Here is a 17,845-nt window from a genome sequence, read left to right as displayed (position 1 = left end):
ACGAACAGAGCATAAAAAAGAGGCGCCGATGCGCCTCTTTTTGCTGTTGGGGAATAGCCTCGCTGGGCAGGTTCTCTTAAACCTGGCTCTGCTTAAACGTGGCTATACATGGCCTCGATCTCGCTCTGGTACTTGGCCTCGATGATCTTGCGGCGCAGCTTCATGGTGGGGGTGATCTCCCCCAGCTCCATGGAGAATGCGCTCGGCAGCAGGGTGAACTTCTTCACCTGCTCGAACTTGGCCAGCTCCTGCTGCAGCTCGTGAATGCGCGACTCGAAGAACTCCACCACTCGGGAGTGGCGCAGCAGTTCGGTCTTGCACTGGTACTGCAGGTTGATGGAGCGGGCGTACTCCTCCAGCGACTCGAAGCAGGGCACGATCAGCGCCGACACGAAGTGGCGGGCGTCGGCGACGATGGCGATCTGCTCGATGAAGCGATCCTTGCCGAGGGTCCCTTCCACCAGCTGAGGGGCCACGTATTTGCCGTTGGAGGTCTTCATCAGCTCTTTCAGGCGCTCGGTGAAGTAGATGTTGCCGCTGGCATCCAGCTCGCCGGCATCGCCGGTGCGCAGGAAGCCATCCTGGGTCATCACCTCGGCCGTGGCCTCCGGCTTGTTGTAGTAGCCGCGCATCACGGTCGGGGAGCGCACCAGCAGCTCGTTGTTCTCACCGAGCTTCACCTCGATGCCGCGCAGGGCGGTGCCGATAGAGCCGAGCTGGAACTGGCTCTCCTCGTAGCAGCAGACTGTGGCCGTGGTCTCTGTCATGCCGTAGCCATATTTCAGGTTGAGCCCCATGGCCTGGAAGAAGAGGTTCACGTCGTCCGCGAGGCGGGCACCCGCCACCGGCAGGAAGCGGGTACGGCCGCCGAAGCGGGCCCGCAGCTTGCGAAACACCAGGCGCTCGGCCAGGGCGAGCTGGAGATAGAGCTGGGGGGAGGCGGATTTACCCGCCTGACGGGTCTGCACCATCTGCTTGCCGACCCGGGTGGCCCAGCCGAACAGGGCGCGGCGCAGGCGCGGGGCCTGGGCGACCCTGGCCTGGATCATGGCGTAGGCCTTCTCGTAGAGGCGCGGCACGGCGCACATGACGGTGGGTTGCACCTCGCCGATGACGTCCATCACCTTCTGCGGATCGCGGATGTAGACGTTCTCGGCACCGCAGTAGAGCACGTAGTAGGTCCAGGCGCGCTCGAACACGTGGCTGAGCGGCAGCATGCAGAGCGACACGTCCTGCTCGCCGAGATCCAGCCGGCTGTCGTGCATCTCGAAGCAGGCGGCGATGTTCGCAAAATCGAGCATGACCCCCTTGGGTTCACCCGTGGTGCCCGAGGTGTAGATCAGGGTCAGCAGGTCATCCATGCGGTACTGCTGCTCACGCTCGCGCAGCACCTGTTCGCTGGGATGGTGGTTGCCGGAGGAGAGGAAGTTTTGGAAGTGGCTGGCCTGCTCGCAGCCACGCAGGTCGACGGTGCCGTCCAGGGTGACGATCTGGCTGATCTCGCCGGCCTCCAGCAAGTGGAGGGCCTGATCGAACTGGGGCTGCTCGCCGACGAACAGCAGCTTGATGCCGGCGTCTTTGACGATGTAGCGCAGCTGCTCCAGGGTGCTGGTGGGGTAGATGGGCACGCTGACGCCGCGGGCGGCCAGGATGCCGAGATCGGCCTGGGTCCACTCCGGCATGTTGCGGGCATAGATGCCGACCATCTCGGTGGGCTGGTGGCCGGCGCGGATCAGGGCCTGGGCACAATAGTCCATGGCCTGACCCAGAGTACGCCAGCCGATGGCACGCCATTGGCCATCCTGCTGGACACGCAGGGCGGCCTTGTTGCCAAGGCGGGCAATGCGTTCACGCATCAGTCGAACCAGATGAAACTGCGACATCGTCAATCATCCTCACATAACAGTTGTACGCCCGCAGGGGGCTTTCAAAACCGGGCTGGAGTTTAAACTCTAGCATTACGGCTTACAAGTGTTCGCTGTTTGTCCTGGATCACAAAGTCGTCAAGTTGACGGGAGTCAGGCATGATGGGGACGAGTGTTCGGATTCGTTCAGGGAGGGGAGTTATGAGTATCGGATTCAAGAGCCTCATCACGGGGGCCTTGCTGGTACTGGCGGGGGCGGGCGCACTCTGGTACGCCCTGGGCGGGCCGGCGGGGGAGGATAACTCCTGGCTGAGCGGCGCCGAGGGGTATGAGCAGGGTCAGGCCAGGGCGCTGCAGACCGGCTATCCCCTGCTCTATGTGATAGAGAGCGCCAAGTGTCGACGCTGCGCTCAGCTGGATGCCCGACTGTGGCGCGACCCCGGGATGCAATCCTCGCTGGCCGAACTGGTGAAGGTGCGACTCAACCCGGATGCTGGGGATGGCAGCGCCCACATACTGCGCCGTTTCCCCAAGGTCGGGACCCTGCCCGGCGTCTATCTCCAGCGCCCCGGCGAGCCCTTGCGGCCCATCAACATAGAGGTGAAGGAGCGGCAGATCTGGATGCCGGGGGTGACCTATGGCCGCGGCTTCTTCATGCCGCTCTCGGCCGAGGGGTTCGACGCCGTGGTGCGGGTCACCCTCAGCTTAGAGGATCCCTCCATCGACAATGCGCCCCTGCCCTGAGGGGCGCCAAATCGGGATGGCGAGCCGATGGGACCTGGGTCTCTTGATGGGTAGGAGCCTTAACCGAAGTCGAACAGGCGGGACATCAGCACCGCATCTTCCCTGTCCTGACCGGTGCCATAGTAGTCGGCGCGCCGGCAATATTCGGCAAAGCCCTCGCTCTCGTAGAGGCCGATGGCGGCGGTATTGCCGGCCCTCACCTCCAGGAACCAGGCTTCCGCCTGCTGGGACTTGCTGCGGGCGAGATACTCCCTGAGCAGCGCCCGCCCCAGCCCCTTGCCCTGAAAGTCCGGGTGCACGCAGATGTTCATCAGCGAGCTGTCCCCCGCCACCAGATCCGAGATATAGAAGCCAGCCGGACGTTCTCCTACCAGCATCAGGCCATTGAGGTAGCGGGGCCCGAAGCAGGAGAGCAGGTTGGCCTGGCTCCACGGCTCCTTGTGGGCGGCCTGCTCTATGGGGTAGATGAGCGCGAAGTCGCGTTCGATCAGGGGGCGGAAGGTGGGGGTGAGGTCAGACATGGGGACTCCGGGCAGATCGGCAACTTGCGCGAGGGGGCGACAAGCGTGGGAAAGGGGGCGGCGCCAGCCGTGATGCGTCGCCGTTTAGCCGGGCAGGCGCTGGCGGCACTGTTGCCAGAGGGCACGTTTGTGGGCCGCATCCGGCTTGATCGGGCAGACCAGGGCATCGGGCCAGCGGGGATCCGGCGCCGTCAGCCAGAGCAAGGGCGGAGTCACCCCCTCGGGCAGGGCGGCGATCAGGGAGACGTCTTTCGTCTCGAGGCCGAGCAACCGGCAGAGATCCCCCAGCAGGGCCGGGGCGGGCAGGGTCTCGGCCAGCAGCCAGAGCTTGCCGCTCGGGACGGGCACGGCCGGCGTGTCGAGGGCTGCGTCCGGCTGGTGCGCTGCCAAGGAGGCAGCATCCTCCGCGCCCTTGGTCTCACCCAGCAGGGCCGGGGCTCTGAGTTGCCAGCTCTGTATGCCCATCCGGGTCAGGATACGCTGACGCAACGGGTCCAGCAGGGGATCTTGCATGGGGAAGGCTCACTCTTGATCTGCATTGGGGTAAATTCTGATGCGCAGAGTACACTCTCGCGGCCCCTGCTGCACCCATTTGCAACTAGATGTGTGCCGTCAGGATCGCTATGTTAATCAGGTGTCCCGGCCGGGTGCGGCGGAGATACACAACCAGACAGACCAACAGCGTGGGGCGGGGCCAGAGGCCGGCCGTCGTCACCACGGATGATGAGCCAGCTTCGGAAACCCTGCCTATGCCGCCTTTAGCCCAGAATACAGTTCGTACCGCCCCCATTCATGAGCGCCTGCCGAGGTTGCTGGCCGCCCTCGGGGAAGGGTTGTACGAGCGGCAGGATGCCTTGCGGCTCGGGCTGCTGGCGGCGCTGTCCGGTGAGAGCGTCTTCCTGCTGGGTCCTCCCGGCATCGCCAAGAGCCTGATCGCGCGGCGCCTCAAGCTCGCCTTCTTCGATGCCCGTCACTTCGAATACCTGATGACCCGCTTCAGCACCCCGGAGGAGGTGTTCGGCCCCCTCTCCATCCAGGCCCTGAAGGAGGATGGCAAGTACCTGCGCCTGACCCGCGGCTACCTGCCGGAGGCCGAGGTGGTGTTCCTCGACGAGATCTGGAAGGCGGGCCCGGCCATCCTCAACACCCTGCTCACCGCCATCAACGAGCGGCAGTTCCGCAACGGCGACAGCCAGCATCCCATCCCCATGCGGCTGCTGGTGACCGCATCGAACGAGCTGCCCGCGCCGGACAGCGGCCTGGAGGCGCTCTACGACCGCATGCTGGTGCGGATCTGGATGGACAGGGTACAGGAGAAATCCAACTTCCAGGCCATGCTGGCGAGCGACGGCCACTCGGGGCAGAACCTCCCCCCCTCTGTACAGATCCACGGCGAGGAGTATGCGGCCTGGCAGGAGCAGATCGAGCAGGTGCGCCTGCCCGACGCCTGCTTCGAGCTCATCTATCAGCTGCGCCAGCAGCTCGACAGCCAGCTAGGCCACGGCTGCTATGTGTCGGATCGGCGCTGGAAGAAGGCCGTGAGGCTCATCAAGGCGAGCGCCTTCTTCAACGGTCGCGACGAGGTGGCGCCGCTGGATCTGCTGCTGTTCAAGGATTGCCTCTGGCATGACGAGGCCTCCCGCACCGCCTTGCTGGAGATGATCGGCGAGTTCTCCCGCCTCTACGGCTATCAGCAGCTGGCCATGACCCGTCAGTTGCTCTCCCTGCGCGAACAGTTCAAGCAGCTGCGGGGGGCCGTGGCCCAGCGCCTCGGCTGCAAGGCCGTCAAGCGCAAGCAGTGGTTCGGGCGCCGCGCCCGCGGCACCCAGCTGCCCCTGCTCAACGCCAAGCCCTTCGGCAAGCAGGTGCACTTCCACCTGCTCACCCCGGCCCCGCTTGATGGCGGGGATCCGGAGCGGCTGACCGAGACCCTCACCTTCGATCGCACCCTGCTCTCCCACTGGCATCCCACCGGCGAGGCCCTGGTGGGCTGGCAGCTCGGCAACCCCAAGGAGGGTCACTACGAGCTGGTGCTGGACGATCAGCTCCGCCTGCACGTGCTGGACATTCAGCGTCAGCCCGTGCCCCTGGTGCTGGTGGAACGTACCCCCATACCGGCGCTGGTGATCGAACCCTGGCAGGGGGAGCTGGATGAACTGGCCAATCAGGTGGGCCGGGTGCAGCAGAGCCTCAGGGGGCAGCGCGCCCTGTTCGAGCGCCACCAGCAGCACCTGTTCATCGGGGCCCACTGGTTGCAGCAGGTGGAGGACAGCTTCTTCGTGTTGAACCGGGATCTGGACTTGTTGCGCGGCGAGCTGCTGCAGTGGCGCGAGCGCCTGCCCAGGCTGGATGCCTGATGGGGCTCAGTACTGAAAACTCACCTGTTGGCAGACAAGAGATGATGCCGGTTGGCTGCCGGCAGCGTGATGTCTGCCAGCCATCCCGGGTCTCGGGGGCCTTATGCTAGAGATCGGCATGATGGATCTCGGGCTCCTCATCGGCGAAGGGGAGCTGGCGGGGGAGATGGCGCTGCTGCTGGCCTCCACCCCCAAGATCTCCGAATTCCTCAAGCGCTCCCCCCTGCAGGGCAGGCTGCTCAAGAAGCGCATCCAGCACTGGAGCGAGCAGCTCGGCGAGGAGATGCGCCACAAGCAGGTGCCGGTGGCCCTCGAACAGGAGTACCGCCTCTATCAGGCCCATCGCCAGCTCCCCCTGCCGGAGCTGGTGGGCAGGCTGTCCACCCTGCTGGAGGCGCTGGATCAGCACAGCCCCTTCGCCGGCGATGCCCGCAGCCTGGTTCGCCAGATCATGGCGCAGCCCACCGAGGGTCTGCGCCAGCTGTTTATCGAGAAGTGGCGCTCCAGCCTGGTGGGCAGCCTGCTGCAGTTGCAGCAGCAGATCGCCGAGGCGGAGCGGGAGAAGCAGCGCCAGGAGATAGAGGATCAACTGCTGGCGAACCGTACCCTGGCCGATGCGCTGGATCCGCACCAGATCTCGGCGGGGGGACTCTGGGATCTGGCCCAGGGCAGCTGGCACAAGCGCAGCCTGGTGCTGGTGAAGCAGTATGCACGCATGTTGCAGCGCGAGCCCCTGCTGACGGAGATCGCCGCCCTGCTCGGGCGCAGCGAGCGGGACAGGCGCGCCAATGCCCCGACCCAGCCGCCGGTACCGATGCACGAGCTTGAGGAGGTGCAGACCGACGATGTGCCGGACGATCTGGTGGGGGTGCACCCAGCCAGCGACCTGATGCGCTTGCTGCCGAGCGAGGCGGTGATGCTGGCCCTGCCGGAGCTGGAGCTGGAGTTCTATCGCCGCTACCTGGAGCGGCGTCTGCTGAGTTATCAGTCGCGGGGCACTCTGCCTCGCCAGCGCCTGATGCTGCGCACCCCGGAGCAGGGGGGGCAGGAGCTGCAACCCCGTGGCCCCTTCATCGTCTGCGTGGATACCTCGGGCTCCATGGGGGGCTATCCGGAGGAGTGCGCCAAGGCGCTGTTCCTGGCCCTGCTCAAGCTGGCCATGGACGAGAAGCGGGGCTGCTACCTCATGCTGTTTTCCACCGAGGTGGCGACGCTGGAGATCACCGCCGACACAGGCCTCGACAAGGCGGAGCGCTTCCTCTCCATGAGTTTCCACGGCGGCACCGATCTGGTGCCCTGCCTGGAGCAGGCCCTGGCCCAGCTGGAACAGCCGGATTTTGCCAAGGCGGATGTGCTGGTGGTCTCCGACTTCATCGCCCAGAGCCTGCCGCATTCCCTGCTGGACAAGATGAACGCGAGACGCAGGCAGGAGACCCGCTTCCACGCGGTGGCCATGTCCCGCCACGCCAAGCAGGCGATCCTGCGGGTGTTCGACAACAGCTGGTTGCTCGATTGCGGTCTGCGCGGCCGCCTGCTCAGGCGCTGGCAGCGCACCTGAGCGGGAGCCGACTCAGTGGGGGAGGATCTGGTGGTGGAGCCCCCGCTCGTTGACCTGCTCCTGATCCAGCAGGGGCTGGCCGCTCGGAGCGGCGATGTGAAAGCCCCGCTTGCCGCCTCGCTTGACCTGGTACATGGCCTGATCCGCCCGGGCCAGGGCCGTGCTGAAATCGTCCTGGGGCCGGATGGCCGCTATCCCCATGCTGAGCCCCACGCTCGCCTCCCCGTTGGGTAACTCGAACGGGGTGGCGATGGCGTTGATGCACTGACGGGCCAGGTGGCTGGTGCGGGGATCCTCGCTCGGCCAGGGCAGCAGCAGAACGAACTCGTCCCCGCCGAGGCGGCCCAGGGTCACCGTTTCGTCGCAGCACTGCTTCAGGCGCAGGCTGAGGGAGACCAGCAGCTCGTCACCGGCACGGTGACCCAGGTTGTCGTTCACCTGCTTGAAGTCGTCGAGATCGATAAAGCAGATGGCCTCAAATGCCTGGGGGAACTGGCGCTGCAGGGCGGTGCGGTTGAGCAGGCCGGTGAGGGGATCCCGGTGGGCGAGGCGGGCCAGCTGCTGCTCGTACTCCTTCTCGTGGGTGATGTCGATGTGGGTGCCCATCACCCGGACGGGGTTGCCCTGCTCATCCCGCTCCACCACCCGGCCCCTGTCCAGCACCCAGGTGACCTTGCCGTCCTTGGCCAGCATGCGGTGCATGACCTGATAGAAGGGGCTCTTGCCCGCCAGGTGATCGAAGAAGGCCTGCAGCACCCGCTCCCTGTCCTCCGGGTGCAGGTGATCGCGCCAGACATCGAAGTGGGCCGACAGCTCCTTGGGCTGGTACCCCAGCATGGAGCCCCAGCGCCGGTTGAAGATGATGAGCTTGCCGCTCGGCACATGGTTCTGCCAGATGCACAGGCCGGTGCCGTCCATGGCGGCATCCAGTTTCTCCCGGGCATCCTCGGCGATCCGCTTCAGGCGCTCGTTCTCCAGCAGCAGCCTGTCATAGGCGGCCTGCAGCTCCTCGTGACTCATCATCCCATCATCCCTCGTCTTAACCTGCTTATAGTCGATGCTGATTTTCCTTCTGTAAAGAATGAGATAGCAGGAGTGAGCCCCGAGGCGTGATGGATTATCCCGAGGGCCGCCGGCTGTGCCTGCACGGCAAGGAGGGATATGATTGAGGCAATAGGCGCGGTATCCGTGCCATCCAATGGGGAGACAGAGTCGGCATGAAGAGCCTGATGAGCTGGAGTCTGCTGTTATGGCTGGGGGTGGCCCCGGCCCTGCTCCGGGCGGCAGAACCGCCCCTTGGCGGACCCGAATTGTCCCGGGAGCTGCAACAGCTGGAAGACGAGACGCCCCCCCAGCGGGAGTTTCGCAGCCGGGTGGCGGCCCTCGCCGCACAGCGGGATCAATACCCCGCCGAGGCTCAGGGGCGCATCGCCCGGCTGCAGTGCTGGGCCAGGCCCGCCGAGCGGGACGAGGAGTTCCAGCAGGCGGTACAGTTTGCCGATGGGGAGCTGGACTGGGCCCGTGGCCGCAAGGATAGGGTCAGCGAGAGCGGCCTGCTCGCCTGCCGTGGCTATCACCAGCAGCTGCTCGGCAACATGGACGAGGCCCGCGAGGATTACGACGCCGCGCTGACCCTGGCGCGCCGGCTCGGGGATGAGCGGCAGCGGGCCGACATTCTCAGCCTGCGCGGCGAGATGTACTCCTATCAGGGGGAGCTGGCGGAAGGGCTGATGGAGCTGATGGACTCACATCGTCGTTACGAGGCGCTCGGGCTGGAGACCAAGGGGCGCGAGGTGCTGGCCAGGATCGCCAACGCCTACCGCCGGATGGGGCTCTACGAGCGGGCCCAGAGTTACTTCCAGGAGCTGGAGCACGACTACAGGGTGCAGGGGGACGAGGAGCATCTGGTGGATATCCATACCCAGCAGGGGCTGCTCTATGTGGAGACCGGGGACTATGCGCGGGCCCTGCCGCTGATGGCGGAGGCCGAGCTCTACTATCTCGGCCAGCAACAGGACGGGATGCTGGCCTGGACCCGGATCGAGATGGCCACAGTCCTGCTCAATCAGGGCAAGACGGAGCAGGCCATGGCCAAGCTGGAGCAGGCGGCATCCCTGCTGCACCAGCAGGGGAAGGGGGCGGACAGCGTGACCCGGGGTCACTGGTACATCGTCATGGCCACGGCGCTGGACGCCACGGGCAAGCCGGCGGAGGCGCTGCGCTACCTGGATCAGGCCGAGCCCATCTTCGCCAAGGAGCAGAACCTGCGCTTCCTGGCCTGGGTGCACGAGGTGCGGGCCCGGGTGCTGGAGCGGCAGGGGCGGATCAGGGAGGCCCTGGCCAACCTCAAGCTGTATGTGAAGACCAAGCAGGCGCTCGAGAAGATGCTGCAAGAGCAGCGCTCCCTGCAGATGCGCTTCGAGTTCGATCTGGCCCGCAAGGAGCTGGAGAACCAGACCCTGAGATCCAATCAGCAGTTGCAGGCAGAGAAGCTCAAGCAGCTGCAGGAGCGCCGTTACTGGCAGTATCTGGTGGTGACGCTGCTGGTGCTGGTGATGGGCATCCTGGTCATTCATCAGCGTGGCCGTACCCGCAAGATGCATCGCCTCGCCATGACGGACGAGCTGACCGGCATCCACAACCGGCGCCAGATCCAGGCCAAGGGGCGCAAGTGGTTCAACGAGGCCCGGGAGGGGGGCAAGCCCCTGTGCGTGCTGCTGCTGGACATCGATCACTTCAAGAAGGTCAACGACCGGCTCGGCCATCACGTGGGGGATCAGGTGCTCACCGCCGTGGCCCAGTGCATCGAGGACCAGTTGAGGAGCCTCGACAGGGTCGGGCGCAACGGCGGCGAGGAGTTCCTGGTCTTGCTGCCGGATACCCGGCTCGATGAGGCGGCCGAGGTGGCGGAGCGGATCCGCCAGCAGGTCTCCCTGCTGCGCATCGAGGGGGTGCCCGAGGATCACCCTATCCGCATCAGCATCGGCTGTGCTGAGTACCGGCCGGAGGACGACAACCTCGGGGAGCTGGTGCGCCGTGCCGACGAGGCCATGTATCAGGCCAAGCTGGCTGGGCGCAACCGGGTGGTGAAGGCTGCCTGAGCCCGGCCAGCATCATTGCGTTCCCGGTGAAGCCGGGCTGGGTATTTTTCACTCGCGCGGGTATAATGCCGCGCAATTTTGCTTTGACTCAGGTGAGAAGACCCATGTAACGCAACGCCTCTCTTTCCCCACTGGTTGGTCAACTGCCAGCTCGCGTGGCGCCGTTGTGTACATCCGGGCCTTGAGTCGAAGGCGTATCCCGGATTTATTCCCACGGTGGCTTGAGGCCGCCGCTCAATAGAAGAACGTTGAATTATGTCTGCTGAATTTCTGAGTGAAGTCTCCAAGAGACGCACTTTTGCGATCATCTCGCACCCGGATGCGGGTAAAACCACCATCACCGAGAAAGTCCTGCTGTTCGGACAGGCCATTCAGCGCGCCGGTACCGTCAAGGGCCGTGGCTCGGGCCAGCACGCCAAGTCCGACTGGATGGAGATGGAGAAGCAGCGCGGCATCTCCATCACCACTTCCGTGATGCAGTTCCCCTATGCCGACTGCCTGGTCAACCTGCTGGATACCCCGGGTCACGAGGACTTCTCCGAAGATACCTACCGTACTCTGACGGCGGTGGACTGCTGCCTGATGGTCATCGATGCGGCCAAGGGCGTCGAGGATCGGACCCGCAAGCTGATGGAAGTCACCCGTCTGCGGGACACCCCCATCCTCACCTTCATGAACAAGATGGACCGCGAAGTGCGCGATCCCATGGAGGTCATGGACGAGGTGGAGCGGGAGCTGAAGATCATGTGCGCCCCCATCACCTGGCCCATCAGCTGCGGCAAGTCCTTCAAGGGGGTCTATCACCTCTACAAGGACGAGACCTATCTGTATCAGAGCGGTCAGGGCCACACCATCCAGGAGAAGCGGGTGGTGAAGGGGCTGAACAACCCCGAGCTGGACGCGGCCATCGGCGAAGACCTGGCGGCGCAGCTGCGCGGCGAGCTCGAGCTGGTGCAGGGCGCCTCCCCTGAGTTCGATCACGAGGCCTTCATCGCCGGCGAGATGACCCCGGTCTTCTTCGGGACGGCGCTCGGCAACTTCGGCGTCGACCACATGCTGGATGGCCTCACCGACTGGGCACCTGCCCCCATGCCGCGCAAGGCCGAGAGCCGTGAAGTCGAGGCCACCGAGGAGAAATTCTCCGGCTTCGTGTTCAAGATCCAGGCGAACATGGATCCCAAGCACCGCGACCGTATCGCCTTCATGCGCGTCGTGTCCGGCACTTACAGCAAGGGCATGAAGATGCGCCACGTGCGCATCGGCAAGGACGTGAACATCTCCGACGCCGTCACCTTCATGGCCGGTGATCGAGAGCAGGCCATCGAAGCCGTCGCGGGCGACATCATAGGCCTGCACAACCACGGCACCATCCAGATCGGCGACACCTTCACCCAGGGTGAGGATCTCAAGTTCACCGGCATCCCGAACTTCGCGCCCGAGCTGTTCCGCCGCATCCGCCTGCGCGACCCCCTCAAGCAGAAGCAACTGCTCAAGGGGCTGGTGCAGCTCTCCGAAGAGGGCGCGGTACAGGTGTTCCGTCCGCTCATCAGCAACGACCTCATCGTCGGCGCGGTCGGGGTCCTGCAGTTCGACGTGGTGGTCTCGCGCCTGAAGAGCGAATACAACGTCGAGGCGCTGTACGAGGCGGTCAACGTCTCCACCGCCCGCTGGGTGGAAGGGACAGACGTCAAGAAGTTCGAGGAGTTCAAGCGCAAGAACGAGGTCAACCTGGCCCTGGATGGCGGTGACAACCTCACCTACATCGCACCGACCATGGTCAACCTGCGCCTGGCCCAGGAGCGTCACCCCGACGTCCAGTTCCGTCAGACCCGCGAGCACTGATACCCGGGGGCTCGTCCGGCTGACAAATAAGAAGACCCCGCCGTGCGGGGTCTTTTTTTATGGGCCTTGCTTCTGACAGGCTGGAGTCCGTTTTCCCTGCCCCAGGGAGGGACCTCATGACAACGAGGGCAGGAACCCCGTCGACAGGGGCGGCAAAGGCCTCTATAACAGGGGGTCGTTTCATCATCAGGGAGTTAACTATGTCAACGGAACTGCCCGTCGCGGCGCAACTTGCCGCCTACAATGCCCGGGATCTCGAGGCCTTCCTCGCCTGCTTCGCCGAGTCGTTCAGGGGCTACCGTATGCCCACAGAAAACCCGAGCACAGTCGGCAAGGAGGCGCTGAGAGCCTTCTATGCGGAACACAGGTTCAACAACCCGGCCCTGAGAGCCGAGCTGCTGTCGCGCACCGTCATGGGCAACAAGGTGTTCGATCACGAGAAGATCCATGGCCTCTCCCCCGAGCCCATCGAGAGCATGGCGGTGTTCGAGGTGCAAGAAGGGCTTATCCAGACCGCCTGGTTCTATTTCCCTTCCTGAGAAACTGCTAACACTCTCCTGGAGAGAGCATTGCCCGCAGCTTCGTTGTACTCTCCCTTACTTCCCTTGAGTGAGCAGAGGGGAGAAGGAAGAGGGCAGCTCATTCTGTTAATCCAGCGTCAGCACCATGCAGATCTCGCAGGCGTCGTGGCCCGTGCTGCCGAGGGGGCCGGGCAGGTGCTCGAAGCCGAGGGACTCGTAGAGCGCGGTGGCCTCTCGCAGCACGGCCGTGGTCTCCAGATAGCAGCGCTGGTAGCCGAGAGTTCTGGCCTCGTTCATGGCCTGCAGCACCAGCCGCCGCCCCAGCCCCAGCCCGCGCAGGGCGGGCAGAAAGTACATCTTCTGCAGCTCACAGATCTCCTCCTCCCCCGCCAGCGGTGCTATGCCACCGCCACCGAGAATGGCGCCGTCCGGCCCTTCGATGACCCAGTAGCGGCTGCGCTCACCCTGATAGGTCTCATGGAGAAAATCGAGATTGGGATCCGCCACCCCGTATCCCTTGTCGACGGTGAGGCCGTATTCGGCGGAGACGGCGCGCACCACGGCGGCGATGTTGGGGTTATCGGCCGGGGTGATGGGGCGAATGTGGTAGCCCTGCTGGCGGCGGGCCCGGGAGAGGGCGCTGCGATAGAGGCGAAGCCCTTCCCAGAGCTGCTCGCGCTCCGCCGGGCTGAGCTGGGCCAGGGCCTCTGCCGTGGCGCCGTCCATCTCCTGGTGCAGAGCCAGCAGTTGGGATTGACCGGCGATGGTGAGGCGGGCCTCCTTGCTGCGCCCGTCCGAGGGGTGGGGGTGCCAGCCGATGAGGTCGCGATCGGCCAATCGGGCCAGGGGGCGGCTGGCATTGGACTTGTCGATGCGCAACCGCTCCGCCAGTTGCTGGTTGGTGGCGGGGCCGTTCTCCAGCTCGATCAGCAGGTGCGCCTCGAGGGGTGTCAAAGCCAGGGCGCCGCACTGCTGGGAGAGCATGCCGAGTTCGCGCACGAGATCGCGCGAGAGGGCGCGCAGGGGTCGGGGGTCCATCTGTGATTGTCCTTTTTTGGTTGTCATCAGCAACCAATATAGTCAGATGGTTGTCGATGGCAACTTCTTTTCCAGGGCGCGTCATGGGGTTTGGGGGAGGAGCAGGGGAGAGCGGACATAAAAAAGGGCCCGGGAGTTGGGGCCCAAACATTGGAAACCCGCGCCAATGCGCAGATCCCATCCTTGGTCAATGAGATGGCCCGCTCCCCGCCGGGTTGCTCGTCAGCGGTGAGCAGGCCTGTTGAGTCATGAGGCAATCCAGTGGGCCGATATCAGCCCACTGGATGCCAGCAGAGGCTTATACCAGCTCGGCCAGCATGGTGTCGGCATAGGGCACCAGGGGCTTAGCCTTCTTCACCTTCTCGAGATAGTCCGGGTTCGCGATAAGGGGGCGACCGATGGCGACGAGATCGAAGCGATCTGCCTTGATGGCGTCGGCCGCACTCTCCGCCGTGTAGTTGCCGACCCCGACCAGGTGGCCGTCGTAGTGGGCGCGCAGGTAGTCGGAGGCGCGGCCATCCAGGTAGTCGAAGGTGAGGCTGTCATCGAAGATGCCGAGGTGCACATAGGCCAGGGTGCGGCCATTGAGCTCGGCCAGCAGATGGTCGAACACGGCGCGATCCCGCGCATCCCCCGCCAGGTGCACATAGGCGCCGGGGGAGAGGCGCAGCCCCACCCGCTCGCCGCCGATGCGGGTACTGATGGCATCCACCACTTCCAGGGCGAAGCGGCTCATGTTCTCCGGGGTGGCGCCATAGGCGTCGTCCCGCAGGTTGCTGGCATGGTGCAGGAACTGATCGATGAGGTAACCGTTGGCGCCGTGGATCTCCACCCCGTCGAAGCCCGCCTCGATGGCGTTGGCGGCGGCCTGGGCATAATCCTCGATGAGCTGCAGGATCTCGGCCACCGTCAGGGCGCGGGGAACCTGATAGACCAGTTCGCGCATGCGCGGCACCGTGCCCTCATGGGCGACGGCGGACGGAGCCAGCACCTCGGCCTGGTGGAAGAAGGGGTGGGAGAGGCGACCCACGTGCCAGAGCTGGGCGAAGATCTTGCCGCCCCTGGCGTGCACGGCGCTGGTGACTCTCTTCCAGCCTTCTACCTGCTCCTGGCTGTAGAGGCCAGGGGTGTTCGGATAGCCCTGGCCATCCGGGCGGATGATGGTCGCCTCCGAGATGATGAGGCCTATGTCGGCGCGGCGCCCATAGTAGGCGGCCATCTGCTCTGTGGGTACCAGGCCAGGTCCCGCCATGCAACGGGTCAGGGGGGCCATCATGAAGCGATTGGCCAGGGTCAGGGTGCCGTTGAGGCGATAGGGTTGAAACAGGGTATCCATGTGCTGCGTCCTGGAGGATGATTCTTGAATGTGCATTCAAGACGCTTTTTGATTTGCACGCAAGTATTTTTTGAGCGAGCATTCATCCCGATTGGTCTTGCCCGCCCCCTCGGGGTAAACTTGCCGCCCTTTTTTGCCCCGGCCTGGGGCCAGTCAAACGGAGATCCCATGCGCATTGCCGAGTTCGACCGGGACCATGTCCTGCGAAGTGCCATGGAGGCGTTTCGCGCCAAGGGTTATGCCAAGACCACCATGCAGGAGCTGGTGGTGGCCACCGGCCTGCACCCGGGCAGCCTCTACGCCGCCTTTGGCAACAAGCGCGGGCTGCTGCTGGCGGCGGTCGATCACTATGTGCAGGAGAAAGGCGCCCAGCGTCGCCGCAGCCTGGAGAGATCCAGCCCCCTTGCCGGTCTGCACGCCTTTTTCACTCAGCTGGTGGACGACGCCCTGCAGGGCACCTGCCTGGTGACCCGCACCCTGATGGAGCTGGCGGAGCAGGATGAGGATCTCTACCTGCGCTGCAAGCTCATCTATGGGGAGCTGGAGCGGGATCTCGCGGCGCAGCTGCAACGGGCCAGCGAACAGGGGGAGCTGGCCGCCGGCAGCGATATCCCCACCCTGACCGCCTTCCTGCAGGTCAATATCCAGGGGCTCATCACCTTCGCCCAGTGTCGCCCCGATCGCGCGCTGCTGGATGGGGTCGTCAACCAACTGATGGCGGCCCTGGGCCCCCGTTAAGTCTCGCCAGGCCCGTCGTCGCCGGCCTCTTCGACGGATTTTTTCTCCATCCCTTGCTCTCACTACCGCCCTCTTCCATCTTCATGGGACAGTGTCAGGGAGCACGCTAACATGGCCAAGTCATCCAAATCCCGGGCGATGCTGTTGCACTTCACCGCCCCCCGTCTCTCCATCGCGGAGCGCTTCGCCGCCGGCAAGGCGCTGCGGGAACAGATCCCCCGCGAAGCCCACGCCCTGCTGCCGGAGCCCGCCCCCGGACGGGATCCCATCGCCGTGCTCAAGGCCCAGGCCCTCACCCGGTTGCAGCGGCTGGTGCCGGTGCGCCATGCCCGCATGCAGGAGTCTCCCTTCGCCTTCCTGCGCGGGGCGGCGGCCATCATGGCGGGGGATCTGGTGGCGACCCCCAACACTGGGCTGATGGTGCAGGCCTGCGGTGACATGCACGTGGCCAATATCGGCCTCTATGCCAGCGCCGAGCGTAACCTGGTGATGGCCATCAACGACTTCGACGAGACCCACCTCGGCCCCTGGGAGTGGGATCTCAAGCGCCTCGCCGCCAGCGCCCTGGTGGCGGCGGATTACCTCGGCGCCGACCCGGCGCGCCAGCGGGATGCCGCCCGCATGGTGGTGGCCGGTTATCGCACCAAGCTGCGAGAGTACGGCAAGATGGGCTTTATGGGGGTCTGGTACGACAGGCTGGATCAGGCCTCGGTGCTGGATGCCTTCTCCGCCGATGCCCACAAGCGGGTGGAGGCGAGCTTCGCCAAGGCGCGTGGTCGCGACCATCTGCAGGTGCTCGGCAAGATGACGGATCTGGTGGACGACCAGCACAGGATCCGGGAGATCCACCCCTTCGTCATCCGCGAGACCCACACCGAGGATGGGGAGCCTGTCTACGAGGTGCTCGGGGAGTTGCTGGAGGCCTATCTCGCCTCCCTGCCCGCGGACAGGCGGATCCTGCTGCAGCGCTACCGGATCCTGGACGTGGTGCGCAAGGTGGTTGGGGTGGGTAGCGTGGGCACCCGCTGCTGGGTGATCCTGCTGAGCGGGGCGGACGACGATGACCCCCTGTTCCTGCAGGTCAAGGAGGCGCAGCCTTCGGTGCTGGCCCCCTATTTCGACTCGGAGGAGGACAGCGGCAGCCAGGGGCGGCGGGTGGTGCGGGGCCAGCGTCTGATCCAGGGTTCCCCGGACATCTTCCTCGGCTGGTGCGAGCTCAGGGGGCGCCACTTCTACGTGCGCCAGCTGCGGGACATGAAGGGGGGTATCAATATCACTCCGGGAGAGGTCAAGCCCCGCCACTTCGTCGAATACTGCCAGCTCTGCGGCTGGGCCCTGGCGCTGGCCCACGCCAAGTCGGGGGATGCGGCGCAGATCGCCGGCTACCTCGGCAAATCGACCGTGATGGACGAGGCCATCGCCGACTTCGCCGAAGCCTATGGGGAGCGCACCCGGGAAGACCATCACCTGCTGCTGGCCGCCATCGCCAGCGGCGACCTGCCGGTGGCCAGCGAGGCCCGTTGAAGGTCAACTGGGTAGGTTGCATGATGATTCACGAACTGAGCCGCATCGGAGATTGTTTGCTCCCTTCTCCCCTTGCGGGAGAAGGGTTGGGGATGAGGGGTCCTGGCTAAGATAGTGACTGCCTGATAAACGCCAGCACGGCATCCATCCGCCTCAGCACATCGTTATTCCATACCCTGATCACCCGAAAGCCTGCGCGATTGAGATAGTCCGTTCTGGTTTCGTCATGGCGTCGTCCCTCCGGCTGGTTATGTTGCGAGCCATCGACTTCGATCACCAGTCGTCGATCCAGACAGATAAAATCCACCGTGTAGGGCCCCACAGGGAATTGGCGGCGGAACTTGAGCCCCTCAAACCGGCGATCACGCAACTGGAACCAGAGCCTCTGTTCGGCCAGGGTCGCTTCGGCTCTCAGGCGCTTGGCAAAGGAATGGGTCTGCATGGGATTTATCCAGAGCTGCTTGACCCATTAGGTATAGCTATTACCCGATGGCGAACTGGGCCCTGCTTATTGGACGGGGCTCTTTGCCCTCACCCTAGCCCTCTCCCAGAGGGAGAGGGAACCGATAGGGGGAGCGTTGAGAGTGAGGATCACAACGTGCCTCTAGTGCCAACATCTTGAAGAGCTAGCATTGTGTCTCTGTGTCTCTGTGTCTCTGTGTCTCTGTGTCTCTGTGTCTCTGTGTCCCTTTGGCGTGTC

General features: G+C 64.7%; 15 protein-coding genes. 8 read left to right on the top strand and 7 right to left on the bottom strand.

The window, feature by feature from the left end; all coding sequences use genetic code 11:
* Positions 1–92: 92 nt before the first annotated feature.
* Entirely contained in the window at positions 93–1,883 is a 1,791-nt protein-coding gene (locus tag ACT5M9_RS07850; RefSeq protein ID WP_457983149.1) for an AMP-dependent synthetase/ligase, read from the bottom strand.
* 183 nt (positions 1,884–2,066) lie between these two features.
* Here ACT5M9_RS07850 and ACT5M9_RS07845 point away from each other — a divergent pair, with 183 nt between their 5' ends.
* A complete protein-coding gene (locus ACT5M9_RS07845) occupies positions 2,067–2,609 on the top strand; it encodes a hypothetical protein (protein ID WP_457983147.1) in 543 nt (180 codons plus the stop codon).
* Positions 2,610–2,668: 59 nt separating this feature from the next.
* Here the strand turns inward: ACT5M9_RS07845 and rimI are convergent, their stop codons facing one another.
* Both rimI and ACT5M9_RS07835 read right to left on the bottom strand, forming a co-directional pair.
* Positions 2,669–3,130: a ribosomal protein S18-alanine N-acetyltransferase gene (gene rimI, locus ACT5M9_RS07840; protein WP_457983145.1), complete on the bottom strand. Its 462-nt coding sequence runs from the start codon at positions 3,128–3,130 to the stop codon at positions 2,669–2,671.
* Positions 3,131–3,214: 84 nt separating this feature from the next.
* Positions 3,215–3,643 (bottom strand): hypothetical protein, encoded by a 429-nt coding sequence (locus ACT5M9_RS07835; RefSeq protein ID WP_457983144.1) that lies wholly within the window; start codon positions 3,641–3,643, stop codon positions 3,215–3,217.
* A gap of 236 nt (positions 3,644–3,879) precedes the next feature.
* On the opposite strand from ACT5M9_RS07835, the gene ACT5M9_RS07830 reads away from it, so the two are divergent.
* Together ACT5M9_RS07830 and viaA are read left to right on the top strand one after the other, a co-directional pair.
* Positions 3,880–5,487 (top strand): ATPase RavA domain-containing protein, encoded by a 1,608-nt coding sequence (locus ACT5M9_RS07830; protein ID WP_457983142.1) that lies wholly within the window; start codon positions 3,880–3,882, stop codon positions 5,485–5,487.
* A 103-nt stretch (positions 5,488–5,590) separates the two neighbouring features.
* Positions 5,591–7,045 (top strand): ATPase RavA stimulator ViaA, encoded by a 1,455-nt coding sequence (gene viaA / locus ACT5M9_RS07825; protein WP_457983140.1) that lies wholly within the window; start codon positions 5,591–5,593, stop codon positions 7,043–7,045.
* A 12-nt stretch (positions 7,046–7,057) separates the two neighbouring features.
* On the opposite strand, the gene ACT5M9_RS07820 is transcribed toward viaA, so the two are convergent.
* On the bottom strand, positions 7,058–8,065 hold the full coding sequence (locus tag ACT5M9_RS07820) for a diguanylate cyclase domain-containing protein (protein WP_457983184.1): 1,008 nt from the start codon (positions 8,063–8,065) through the stop codon (positions 7,058–7,060).
* A 197-nt stretch (positions 8,066–8,262) separates the two neighbouring features.
* Here ACT5M9_RS07820 and ACT5M9_RS07815 point away from each other — a divergent pair, with 197 nt between their 5' ends.
* The 3 genes from ACT5M9_RS07815 to ACT5M9_RS07805 all read left to right on the top strand — a co-directional run bounded on the left by ACT5M9_RS07815 (position 8,263) and on the right by ACT5M9_RS07805 (position 12,527).
* Entirely contained in the window at positions 8,263–10,146 is a 1,884-nt protein-coding gene (locus ACT5M9_RS07815) for a GGDEF domain-containing protein (protein ID WP_457983138.1), read from the top strand.
* Between the two features lie 252 nt (positions 10,147–10,398).
* Positions 10,399–11,988 (top strand): peptide chain release factor 3, encoded by a 1,590-nt coding sequence (gene prfC, locus ACT5M9_RS07810; RefSeq protein ID WP_457983182.1) that lies wholly within the window; start codon positions 10,399–10,401, stop codon positions 11,986–11,988.
* 200 nt (positions 11,989–12,188) lie between these two features.
* A complete protein-coding gene (locus ACT5M9_RS07805) occupies positions 12,189–12,527 on the top strand; it encodes a nuclear transport factor 2 family protein (protein ID WP_457983136.1) in 339 nt (112 codons plus the stop codon).
* Between the two features lie 108 nt (positions 12,528–12,635).
* Here the strand turns inward: ACT5M9_RS07805 and ACT5M9_RS07800 are convergent, their stop codons facing one another.
* Positions 12,636–13,547, bottom strand: coding sequence for a bifunctional helix-turn-helix transcriptional regulator/GNAT family N-acetyltransferase (locus ACT5M9_RS07800; RefSeq protein ID WP_457983134.1), 912 nt, complete (start codon positions 13,545–13,547; stop codon positions 12,636–12,638).
* A 298-nt stretch (positions 13,548–13,845) separates the two neighbouring features.
* A complete protein-coding gene (locus tag ACT5M9_RS07795; protein ID WP_457983132.1) occupies positions 13,846–14,883 on the bottom strand; it encodes an alkene reductase in 1,038 nt (345 codons plus the stop codon).
* A gap of 168 nt (positions 14,884–15,051) precedes the next feature.
* On the opposite strand from ACT5M9_RS07795, the gene ACT5M9_RS07790 reads away from it, so the two are divergent.
* Positions 15,052–15,621 carry a TetR/AcrR family transcriptional regulator gene (locus tag ACT5M9_RS07790; protein WP_457983131.1) on the top strand — a complete coding sequence of 190 codons (570 nt, stop codon included), beginning with the start codon at positions 15,052–15,054 and terminating at the stop codon, positions 15,619–15,621.
* A 111-nt stretch (positions 15,622–15,732) separates the two neighbouring features.
* Entirely contained in the window at positions 15,733–17,145 is a 1,413-nt protein-coding gene (locus ACT5M9_RS07785; RefSeq protein ID WP_457983129.1) for a DUF2252 domain-containing protein, read from the top strand.
* A gap of 106 nt (positions 17,146–17,251) precedes the next feature.
* Here ACT5M9_RS07785 and ACT5M9_RS07780 read toward each other — a convergent pair whose 3' ends face one another.
* Positions 17,252–17,587, bottom strand: a complete 336-nt coding sequence (locus ACT5M9_RS07780; RefSeq protein ID WP_457983127.1) for an endonuclease domain-containing protein — start codon at positions 17,585–17,587, stop codon at positions 17,252–17,254.
* Between the last annotated feature and the right edge of the window lie 258 nt (positions 17,588–17,845).

It is taken from the genome of Aeromonas sp. AE23HZ002T15, from assembly GCF_054165525.2.
This window is presented reverse-complemented; position numbering and strand designations above follow the sequence as displayed.

Coding starts and splice junctions, on each gene's coding strand:
- ACT5M9_RS07850 (WP_457983149.1), bottom strand. CDS start 1,883: ATGTCGCAGTTTCATCTGGTTCGACTGATGCGTGAACGCATTGCCCGC.
- ACT5M9_RS07845 (WP_457983147.1), top strand. CDS start 2,067: ATGAGTATCGGATTCAAGAGCCTCATCACGGGGGCCTTGCTGGTACTG.
- rimI (WP_457983145.1), bottom strand. CDS start 3,130: ATGTCTGACCTCACCCCCACCTTCCGCCCCCTGATCGAACGCGACTTC.
- ACT5M9_RS07835 (WP_457983144.1), bottom strand. CDS start 3,643: ATGCAAGATCCCCTGCTGGACCCGTTGCGTCAGCGTATCCTGACCCGG.
- ACT5M9_RS07830 (WP_457983142.1), top strand. CDS start 3,880: ATGCCGCCTTTAGCCCAGAATACAGTTCGTACCGCCCCCATTCATGAG.
- viaA (WP_457983140.1), top strand. CDS start 5,591: ATGCTAGAGATCGGCATGATGGATCTCGGGCTCCTCATCGGCGAAGGG.
- ACT5M9_RS07820 (WP_457983184.1), bottom strand. CDS start 8,065: ATGAGTCACGAGGAGCTGCAGGCCGCCTATGACAGGCTGCTGCTGGAG.
- ACT5M9_RS07815 (WP_457983138.1), top strand. CDS start 8,263: ATGAAGAGCCTGATGAGCTGGAGTCTGCTGTTATGGCTGGGGGTGGCC.
- ACT5M9_RS07805 (WP_457983136.1), top strand. CDS start 12,189: ATGTCAACGGAACTGCCCGTCGCGGCGCAACTTGCCGCCTACAATGCC.
- ACT5M9_RS07800 (WP_457983134.1), bottom strand. CDS start 13,547: ATGGACCCCCGACCCCTGCGCGCCCTCTCGCGCGATCTCGTGCGCGAA.
- ACT5M9_RS07795 (WP_457983132.1), bottom strand. CDS start 14,883: ATGGATACCCTGTTTCAACCCTATCGCCTCAACGGCACCCTGACCCTG.
- ACT5M9_RS07790 (WP_457983131.1), top strand. CDS start 15,052: ATGCGCATTGCCGAGTTCGACCGGGACCATGTCCTGCGAAGTGCCATG.
- ACT5M9_RS07785 (WP_457983129.1), top strand. CDS start 15,733: ATGGCCAAGTCATCCAAATCCCGGGCGATGCTGTTGCACTTCACCGCC.
- ACT5M9_RS07780 (WP_457983127.1), bottom strand. CDS start 17,587: ATGCAGACCCATTCCTTTGCCAAGCGCCTGAGAGCCGAAGCGACCCTG.